Source organism: Streptomyces sp. MZ04, from assembly GCF_004684775.1.
Taxonomy (GTDB): Bacteria; Actinomycetota; Actinomycetes; order Streptomycetales; family Streptomycetaceae; genus Streptomyces.
The window spans coordinates 1-6,890 of sequence record NZ_SRIC01000370.1 but is presented as its reverse complement, the minus strand read 5'-3'; the positions used below and the strand labels follow the sequence as shown (position 1 = coordinate 6,890).

Sequence of the window (6,890 nt, the reverse complement as noted above, 5' to 3'; positions counted from 1 at the left end):
CATTTCAGCCCGTCCGGCGTTTGAGGACGAACTCGGCGGAGCCGGTGATCTGCCTCGCCTTCCTCATCGCCATGAGCCCGACGAAGTCGGAAAGTTCGGGAAGGGGCGGGGTTGGGGAAGAAGCGCCGCAGGCTTACGCGCCCGCACCCGGCGACGGGGAAGCCGGAGGATCCACCGGGGCCACCTCCACCGCGGTAGCCCCCCGCGGCTGCGGCGCCTGCTTCAGGGCCGCCTCCCGCGAGTACGCCCGCAAGTAGCCCACCACGGTATTGGTGACAGCCACCAGCGGCACCGCCACCACCGCCCCGCCGATCCCTGCGACCAACCCACCCGCCGCCACCGAAAGCACCACCGCCAGCGGATGCACGCGTACCGCACGGCCGAGAATGAACGGCTGCAGGATGTGCCCCTCGATCTGCTGCACGGCGAGCACGACCGCCAGGGTCATGACGGCCGTGAAGACGCCCTGGGTCACCAGCGCGACGACCACCGCGAGGGCACCTGAGATCACGGCACCCACCAGCGGGATGAACGCGAACAGGAAGATGAAGACGGCGAGCGGCACCGCCATCGGCACCCCGAGGAAGTAGATCCCGAGCCCGATGAAGATGGCGTCGATGAGGGCGACTATCACCGTGCCGCGCACATAGGCCGTCAGAGTCCGCCAAGCTCGCGGCCCCGCTCCGGCGATCCCCGGCCGGGCAGGCGCAGGCACCAGCTTCAGGACCCACTGCCAGATCCGCTTCCCGTCGTACAGCAGGAACAGCGTCGAGAACATCGTGAGCAGGATGCCGGTCATGGCCTCCACGATCACGGTGACCCCTTCGAGCCCCGCCGACGTCAGCTCCTCCGTGTTCGCCCCGACCGCTTCGCGCAGCGTCTTGGCGATGTCGTTGATCTGGTCCTCGGTGACGTGGAACGGGCTGTTGAGCAGCCATTTGCGCAGATCGTCGATGCCGTCCTGGACCTGGCTGGAGAGCGTGTCCGCGTTCTCCATGACCTGCCAGACCACGAACCAGCCGACGAGCCCCATGACGACGAAGCCGAGTACGGCGGTGAGGACGGTCGCCAGGCTCCTCGGCAGCCCGAGCCGCCTGAGCCGGGCCACGGTCGGCTGCAGCATCGCGGTGATGAGCAGCGCGGCGATGAAGGCGAAGACGACCAGCTGTACGGCGCTGATCACCTGTATCAACACCCAGAGCGTGCCCGCGAGGACGAGAAGGCGCCAGCCGGCCTCGGCGGCGACCCGCATCCCCCACGGCACCGCGTCGACGGGGTCGGGCCTGGCCGCTATGGCAGGCGCGTACGTGGGCGGCGCGGGCACCACCGGTTCCGGTGCGGCCCCGGCGGCCTCGACCGCTGCCGCGTCCCCCTCGACAGCGGCGGCCTCATCGGCGGCCGACCGCCGCGACGGCTTGGCCGTCTCCCGGGCGTCGGCGTCCGGAGCGTCGGCGTCCGGAGCGTCGGCGTCCGGTCCCGACGCCCCCTCCAGCCGCTCGCCCATGCGAGACAGTCCGGAACCGAGCCGGCCGAGCCACCCTGGCACTCGCGACATGATCCGTCCTCTTCCCCCGTCTTTCCCCACCACTCCCCCCTGGAAGTTGTCGGACTGACCGTACACGGCGTACACGGCTGAGACCCCCCACCGAAGGACGGTGAGGGGTCTCCAAAAGGTTGAGCGGTGGGCGGCTCAGTACCAGTTGTTCGCCTGCCAGAAGTCCCAGGCTCCGCAGGGGCTTCCGTAGCGGTCGTTCATGTAGCCCAGACCCCACTTGATCTGCGTGGCGGGGTTCGTCTGCCAGTCGGCTCCGGCCGAGGCCATCTTGGAGCCGGGCAGCGCCTGGACCAGACCGTACGCGCCCGAAGAGGCGTTGCTGGCCTGGTAGTTCCAGGTGGACTCGTGGTTGACGATGTTGCTGAAGCACTGGAACTGGTCACCGGGGACCATCTGCCGTGCCATCGCCTGGACGTCCGAGACGGAGTACGAAGTCTGCTTGGCGAAGTCGCCGGCGTCACGCGTGGAGGAACGGCTGGCCTTGGTCTCGGCCGCCTCCTCGCGCTCCTTCTTCTCGGCGGCCTTCTCGGCTGCCTCCGCCTTCTCCGCGGCCTTCTGCTTCGCGATCGCCGACTCTGCGGCCTGCTTGCGCGCCGCTTCCGCCGCCGACTTCTTCGCGGCCGTGTCCGCAGCGGTGGCCTGTGCTTCGGCCTGCTGCGTCAGGGACGCGGTCTGTACCTGGGCCTGCTGACCCGCGGGGATGTCTGCGAGGAGTGTCGCGTCGCTTGCCGTCGCCTCGAAGTCGTTGTCATTCGAGGCGCCCTGGGTGCTGCCCGAGGCGACACCGACGACAGCGCCGACAGTGGTGACCGCGGTGGCTGACGCCACGGCGAATCCCCGGACCGAAATCCGGCTCACACGGTTTCCTTCCAGCATCGCCCGCATAGGTGACCTCGCGGACGCAATCGTGCCCCTGGCGCTGGCCTCCGCTTGGTACTCGGTCACGGGAGGCACGGGCCCGGTGGACAACTCCCGTTAGGGGAGTGCCGCGTGGTGCTTCGGGCGGCATGCGACGGCCACTATGAAGTTCTGCTGTTCCTGAGTTGCGGTACCGCTGGGGGTACAGGTGTGTCGCATGCGGGGCCTGACAGGACCCAGACTCTGCCGCAGCCGGATGCCACAAGGCAATTCCCCGTTGCGTGTGAAAGCTCACACCTCGTTTGCCCCAGGAGTTTTTCGGAAAAGGGCGAACGCCAAGACGCCGCCCGGCTAAGCTCCTTCGCTTCGCCGGGCGGCGCCAACTACCGCGTAACCACCGTGAACTGGTTCAGATCGATCCGTCCTCCAGCATTTCGGTCACGAGCGCCGCGATCTGCGAACGCTCGGATCGGGTGAGCGTGACGTGGGCGAAGAGCGGATGGCCCTTCAGCTTCTCGACGACGGCGACGACCCCGTCGTACCGACCGACGCGAAGGTTGTCGCGCTGGGCGACATCGTGGGTCAGTACGACACGGGAGTTCGCGCCGATACGCGACAGAACGGTCAAAAGAACGTTCCGCTCCAGGGATTGGGCCTCGTCGACGATCACGAACGCGTCGTGCAGCGAGCGTCCCCGGATGTGCGTGAGCGGAAGCACCTCGAGCATGCCGCGCGCGGTGACCTCCTCGATGACCGCCTTGCCGGCCACCGAACCGAGGGTGTCGAAGACGGCCTGTGCCCAGGGCCCCATCTTCTCGGCCTCGGTGCCGGGCAGATAGCCGAGCTCCTGCCCGCCCACCGCGTACAGCGGCCGGAAGACCATCACCTTCTGGTGCTGTCGGCGCTCCAGGACGGCCTCGAGCCCCGCGCACAGCGCGAGCGCCGACTTGCCGGTGCCCGCGCGGCCGCCCATCGAGACGATGCCGACCTCCGGATCGAGGAGCAGATCGAGCGCGACCCGCTGTTCCGCGCTCCTCCCCTTCAGTCCGAAGGCCTCACGATCGCCGCGTACGAGACGGACGTTGCCGTCGGCCGTGACCCGGCCGAGCGCCTTGCCCTTCTCGGACTGGATGGTGAGGCCCGTGTGCACGGGCAGGTCGGCCGCCTCGGGGACGTACAGATGGTCTTCCTCGAAGAGGAGGTCCACCTGCTCACCGGAGAGGGTCAGTTCGGACATTCCGGTCCAGCCGGAGTCCGTGATGGCGAGTTCGGCGCGGTACTCCTCGGCGAGGAGACCGACCGATGACGCCTTGATCCTCAGCGGCAGGTCCTTGGAGACGACCGTGACGTCGTACCCCTCTGCCTGGAGATTGCGCGCTACGGCGAGAATCCGTGAGTCGTTGTCCCCCAACCGGTAGCCGGCCGGAAGCACGCCGGGATCGGAGTGGTTGAGCTCGACGCGCAGGGTGCCGCCCAGGTCGCCGATCGGGATCGGCGCGTCCAGGCGTCCGTGCCGGATGCGGAAGTCGTCGAGCAGGCGCAGGGCCTGCCGGGCGAAGTATCCGAGCTCCGGATGGTGCCGCTTGGCCTCCAGTTCCGTCACCACGACGACGGGCAGCACTACTTCGTGCTCGTCGAAGCGGGTCAGGGCGTTCGGGTCCGCGAGCAGAACACTGGTGTCGAGAACATAGGTGCGCCTGTCGGGCATGCGGCGCTTTGTGCTGGTCACCACGGAAGGACGTACCCCCTCGGATGAGGTCGGGGAGCGACGGGAAGGATGCCGGGAGAAATCCGGACCGGCTCTCGACCGCAGTGCGCGGGCCGAGATCCGGCCCTCCACTTCGCCCGTGCTCACCGCACGGTCGTCCTGGTGCAAAGGGCCTCCCGGGCGGACGGCCCCATGCCGCCCGCTGAGATACGACATCCGTGATTCGGATGTCGACCTGGAAGGCTTATTCCCTCGAACAAGCGCAGCCATGCCATGGCATATGACGGCGCGTCCGTGAACTCTGGGTTACTCACGCCTCACCGGCATGAGCGTCCTTGCGGGGTACCAGGGGGGTGTCAGCCGCCGTAACGCCGGTGGCGGGCCGCGTAGTCACGCAGGGCACGCAGGAAGTCGACCTTGCGGAAGGCGGGCCAGAAGACTTCGCAGAAGTAGTACTCGGAGTGAGCGGACTGCCAGAGCATGAATCCGGACAGGCGCTGCTCTCCACTCGTCCGGATCACCAGATCGGGGTCCGGCTGGCCGCTCGTGTAGAGGTGCTTGGAGATCTGGTCGACGCAGACGGTCTCGGCGACGTCCTCCAGGGTCCCGCCGTTGTCCGCGTGCTCCAGGAGCAGCGAGCGGACCGCGTCGGCGATCTCCTGCCGACCGCCGTACCCGACGGCCACGTTGACGATTATCCCGCTGTTGCCGTCGGTGGCCTGTTCGGCCTCCTTCAGCACGATCTGGGTGGGGGCGGGCAGCAGGTCCATCGTGCCCACGTGGTGCACGCGCCAGCGGCCGTCGGCGGCGAGGGAGCGGACGGTGTCCTCGATGATGCCGAGGAGCGGGTTCAGCTCCGCCTCCGGGCGGTCGAAGTTGTCCGTGGACAGCATCCAGAGGGTGACGACCTCGACGTCCGTCTCGGCGCACCAGCCGAGGAACTCCTCGATCTTGTACGCACCCGCCTGGTGGCCCTGTTCGGTGGTCCCGCCGGACGCCTTGGCCCAACGCCGGTTGCCGTCGAGGATGACGCCGATGTGCTTGGGCACCTGATCGTGATCGAGGCGGCCTTCCACCCGGCGTGCGTAAAGTCCGTACACCAGGTCGCGCAGGTTCACTTCTGTCAGCCCCTCCATGCAGATGGCAGTCCCCGAAGGCGAAAGCCTACCGTCGCTCGAGCGATCCTCCACCCTCGGGTGAGCCCGCACTGAAGTAGCTTCGTACCCATGAACGACACGTCTCTGTACCGCGCGGCAGCGGACCGTTACGACTCCATGGAATACCGGCGAACAGGCCACAGCGGCCTGAAGCTCCCGGCCGTCTCCCTGGGCCTGTGGCACAACTTCGGCGACGACAAGTCCCTGGAGAGCCAGCGCGCCATCCTGCGCCGCGCCTTCGACCTGGGCGTCACACACTTTGACCTTGCGAACAACTACGGCCCGCCGGCCGGTTCGGCGGAGCTCAACTTCGGCAAGATCTTCGCCCAGGACTTCACCACATACCGCGACGAACTGGTCATCTCGACCAAGGCGGGCTACCTCATGCACCCCGGCCCGTACGGCGAGTGGGGTTCGCGGAAGTATCTGCTCTCGTCCCTCGACGCGTCGCTGAAGCGGATGGGCGTCGACTACGTGGACATCTTCTACTCGCACCGCTTCGACCCGGACACCCCGCTCGAGGAGACGATGGGCGCGCTCGCGTCCGCCGTCCAGCAGGGCAAGGCGCTGTACGTGGGCGTCTCCTCGTACAACAGCGAGCAGACCGCCGAAGCGGCGCGGCTGCTGCGGGAGATGGGCGTGCCCGCCCTCATCCACCAGCCCTCGTACTCGATGATCAACCGCTGGACCGAGGACGACGCGCTGCTCGACACTCTCGAGGACGCGGGCATGGGCTGCATCTCGTTCGTGCCGCTCGCGCAGGGCCTGCTCACGAACAAGTACCTGAAGGGCATCCCGGAGGGTTCGCGTGCCACGCAGGGCAAGTCGCTCGACCCCGGCCTCCTGAGCGACGAGGTGGTGCGCCGCCTCAACGGCCTGAACGACATCGCGGCCCGCCGCGACCAGTCGCTGGCGCAGCTGGCGCTCAACTGGGTCCTGCGCGACGAGCGGATGACGTCCGCGCTCATCGGCGCCTCCAGCGTGAAGCAGCTGGAGGAGAACGTGGCGGCGCTGGCGGGTCCGAAGCTGACGGACTCGGAGCTCGCCGAGATCGATACGTACGCGGTGTCCACGCCCGGCACCAATATCTGGGCCGGGCGGGGCTGATCGACCACGCCCCTTTTAACGGGGCGTGCAGATAGGGGTCGTACTCAGACGGTGCGCGGGCGCTTGAACCAGGCGCCCGCGATGCCCTGGGAGAGCAGGACGACGACGGCGATGGCGCCGAGCAGCGGCAGCAGCCCGGCCGGGTTGCCGTTGGCCGCGCCGCCGAGGGCCATGGCGATCTGCACGCTCATCAGGACGATGCACGTGACGCGGATGCCGTTGCCCACGCTGCCGAAGCGGAAAGCCATGCCCGCGGAGACCAGCAGGCAGACGTTCACGCCGAGGGCCGCGCCCGCCGTCTCCGGGTTGACCGTGAAGATCAGGCCGATCGAGCCGAGGACGAGCAGTCCGCCGAGGACCCAGAGAACTATCTGTGCGGCGCGGACGACGCCCGGCATCTTCTGCGGGGCGACCGGGCCGTAGCCATAGCCGTATCCGTAGCCGGGGTCCTGGGCGGGGCCGGTGTAGGTGGGGAGGCCGGCCTGCGGGTTGTGCGGGGCCTGGG

General features: G+C 68.3%; 6 protein-coding genes. 1 reads left to right on the top strand and 5 read right to left on the bottom strand.

What is annotated here, in order from left to right; translation table 11 throughout:
• Positions 1 to 133: 133 nt before the first annotated feature.
• The 4 genes from E2651_RS39470 to E2651_RS39455 all read right to left on the bottom strand — a co-directional run bounded on the left by E2651_RS39470 (position 134) and on the right by E2651_RS39455 (position 5,239).
• Positions 134 to 1,555 (bottom strand): AI-2E family transporter, encoded by a 1,422-nt coding sequence (locus E2651_RS39470; protein ID WP_135336098.1) that lies wholly within the window; start codon positions 1,553 to 1,555, stop codon positions 134 to 136.
• Positions 1,556 to 1,690: 135 nt separating this feature from the next.
• Positions 1,691 to 2,431 (bottom strand): lytic transglycosylase domain-containing protein, encoded by a 741-nt coding sequence (locus E2651_RS39465; protein WP_209446361.1) that lies wholly within the window; start codon positions 2,429 to 2,431, stop codon positions 1,691 to 1,693.
• A 391-nt stretch (positions 2,432 to 2,822) separates the two neighbouring features.
• Positions 2,823 to 4,145, bottom strand: coding sequence for a PhoH family protein (locus E2651_RS39460; protein WP_135336096.1), 1,323 nt, complete (start codon positions 4,143 to 4,145; stop codon positions 2,823 to 2,825).
• 332 nt (positions 4,146 to 4,477) lie between these two features.
• Positions 4,478 to 5,239 (bottom strand): isoprenyl transferase, encoded by a 762-nt coding sequence (locus E2651_RS39455; protein ID WP_135336099.1) that lies wholly within the window; start codon positions 5,237 to 5,239, stop codon positions 4,478 to 4,480.
• Positions 5,240 to 5,347: 108 nt separating this feature from the next.
• On the opposite strand from E2651_RS39455, the gene mgrA reads away from it, so the two are divergent.
• Positions 5,348 to 6,385: an L-glyceraldehyde 3-phosphate reductase gene (gene mgrA, locus E2651_RS39450; protein WP_135336095.1), complete on the top strand. Its 1,038-nt coding sequence runs from the start codon at positions 5,348 to 5,350 to the stop codon at positions 6,383 to 6,385.
• A gap of 44 nt (positions 6,386 to 6,429) precedes the next feature.
• On the opposite strand, the gene E2651_RS44375 is transcribed toward mgrA, so the two are convergent.
• Positions 6,430 to 6,890: hypothetical protein (locus E2651_RS44375; protein ID WP_167829034.1), on the bottom strand; the 461-nt coding region annotated here is incomplete at its 5' end.

Excerpts from the sequence above, each read along its gene's own strand:
- E2651_RS39470 (WP_135336098.1), bottom strand. The coding sequence starts at position 1,555 with ATGTCGCGAGTGCCAGGGTGGCTCGGCCGGCTCGGTTCCGGACTGTCT.
- E2651_RS39465 (WP_209446361.1), bottom strand. The coding sequence starts at position 2,431 with ATGCTGGAAGGAAACCGTGTGAGCCGGATTTCGGTCCGGGGATTCGCC.
- mgrA (WP_135336095.1), top strand. The coding sequence starts at position 5,348 with ATGAACGACACGTCTCTGTACCGCGCGGCAGCGGACCGTTACGACTCC.